This window comes from Methylorubrum podarium (genome assembly GCF_022179745.1).
GTDB lineage: Bacteria > Pseudomonadota > Alphaproteobacteria > Rhizobiales > Beijerinckiaceae > Methylobacterium > Methylobacterium podarium.
In genome coordinates this window covers 1-1,851 of record NZ_BPRD01000447.1, presented here as the reverse complement: position 1 = coordinate 1,851, position 1,851 = coordinate 1, and the positions used below count along the sequence as shown (strand labels likewise).

At 72.4% G+C, this 1,851-nt stretch carries 3 protein-coding genes; all 3 read left to right on the top strand.

What is annotated here, in order from left to right; all coding sequences use genetic code 11:
* Positions 1 to 642: MFS transporter (locus MFF42_RS20410; RefSeq protein WP_238257380.1), on the top strand; the 642-nt coding region annotated here is incomplete at its 5' end.
* 8 nt (positions 643 to 650) lie between these two features.
* Entirely contained in the window at positions 651 to 1,613 is a 963-nt protein-coding gene (locus tag MFF42_RS20405; protein WP_238257379.1) for an alpha/beta hydrolase family protein, read from the top strand.
* Positions 1,610 to 1,851 (top strand): cupin domain-containing protein (locus MFF42_RS20400; RefSeq protein WP_507763116.1); only part of this gene is annotated, 242 nt, incomplete at its 3' end. The genes MFF42_RS20405 and MFF42_RS20400, both read left to right, overlap by 4 nt.

The following is a 1,851-nucleotide window of genomic DNA, read 5'->3' as shown; positions in this document are numbered from 1 at the left end:
GCGGCCGGCGACGCGGCGACGGAGGGCCATCTGTCCGACGCGCTCGTGCAGGCCTGCCGAAACCCCGGCTACCAGCTTCTCACGCTCGGCTTCTTCACCTGCGGCTTCCAGCTCGCCTTCATCGCGACGCACCTGCCAGGCTACCTCTCCCTCTGCCACATGCCGGCGGGCCTGAGCGCGACGGCGCTCGCCCTGATCGGCCTCTTCAACATGGCGGGAAGCTGGGGCTGCGGCTGGCTCGGCGGCCGCTTCCGTCAGCAGCACGTCCTCGGATGGCTCTACCTGATCCGCGGCGTCGTGATCGGGGCCTTCGCCCTGGCGCCGAAGTCCGAAGCCGTCGTCGTGCTCTTCGCCGCCGCCATGGGCCTGACCTGGCTCGGCACCGTTCCGCTGACGAGCGGTCTCGTGGCGAAGGTGTTCGGGGTCCGCCATCTCGGCACGCTCTTCGGCATCGTCTTCCTGAGCCACCAGATCGGATCGTTCCTCGGCGCGTGGCTCGGGGGCGTGGTTCTCGATGCGACCGGTTCCTACGGTCCGGTCTGGGCCGCCACGGCGCTCGCGGGCCTGGTCGCCGCCCTGCTCCACTTCCCGATCGACGACCGGCCGGTCCCCGCCGCGCCGCCCGTGCCGGTGCGAGCGTGACGGCGCCGGTGATCGACGCCCCCGGCGCCGTCGGACGCGTCCTCGCCGAGGCGGTCGCGATCCGGTGCCGGGACGGCTACCTGCTGCACGGCCACCTCTGGCGCGCCGACCCGCGGCGGGCGCCGTTCCCGGGCATGGTCGTCGTCAACCCGGCCACCGGGGTCCTTGCGCGCTCCTACCACGCCTTCGCACGCTTCCTCGCCGGGCACGGGTTCGAGGTTCTGACCTACGACTACCGGGGAATCGGCGCATCCCGACCGGCCACCCTGAAGGCGTGCGGCATCCGCTGGCGGGATTGGGGCGAGCTCGACTTCGATGCCGTCGTCAGATGGGCGCACGGGTGCCGGGGCGGGCCGCTCTCCGTCGTGGGACACAGCATCGGCGGCTTCCTTCCCGGCTTCGCGGAGGCCGCCGACCGCGTGGACCGTTTCCTCACCGTCGGCGCCCAGTTCGCCTACTGGCCCGACTACGCCGCCGGCAGCCGGCTCCGCATGGTGGCGAAGTGGCATCTCGCGATGCCGGCCGTGACGGCCCTCGCGGGCTACTTCCCGGGGCGCCGCCTCGGCTGGCTCGAGGATCTCCCGGCCGGCGTGGCGTACGAGTGGGGTTTCCGTCGTGCCCGGATGGAGCTGAGCTATCCGCCGGGCCAGCGCGCGGCGATCCTCGCCCGCTTCGCGGCCGTCGAAGCCCCGATCCTCGCCATCGCGACGACGGACGACGCGTTCGGGACGCCGTCGGCGATCCGGCGGGGGCTCGACTATTATACCGGCAGTCCGCGGACGCAGGTCCAGCTGACGCCGGCCGCGCTGGGGATGGCGGCGATCGGCCATTTCGGCCTGTTCCAGGCTCGCCGGAGCGGCACGTTCTGGACGGATGCGCTGGACTGGCTGCGCGGCGGCAGGAATCCCTGGCCGGACGCGGTCGTCCATCCCCCGCCACCCGGCCGCCGCAAAACGGAGTGTTCGCGATGACCACCGACTCACCGGCCATCTGCGCCGCCGACGCCCCGGTCCGGGTCAAGCGGAGCAGCTATCCCGAGCCCTTCGCCTCGCGGATGGAGGGGCGGATCAAGCAGCCGCTGGGCGACCTCTTCGGCCTCCGGAATTTCGGGGTCAACCTCACGCGATTGCGGCCGGGCGCGGTGTCGGCCCTCCACCACCGCCACGCGTGCCAGGACGAGTTCATCTACGTCCTCGAAGGCGCGCCGAC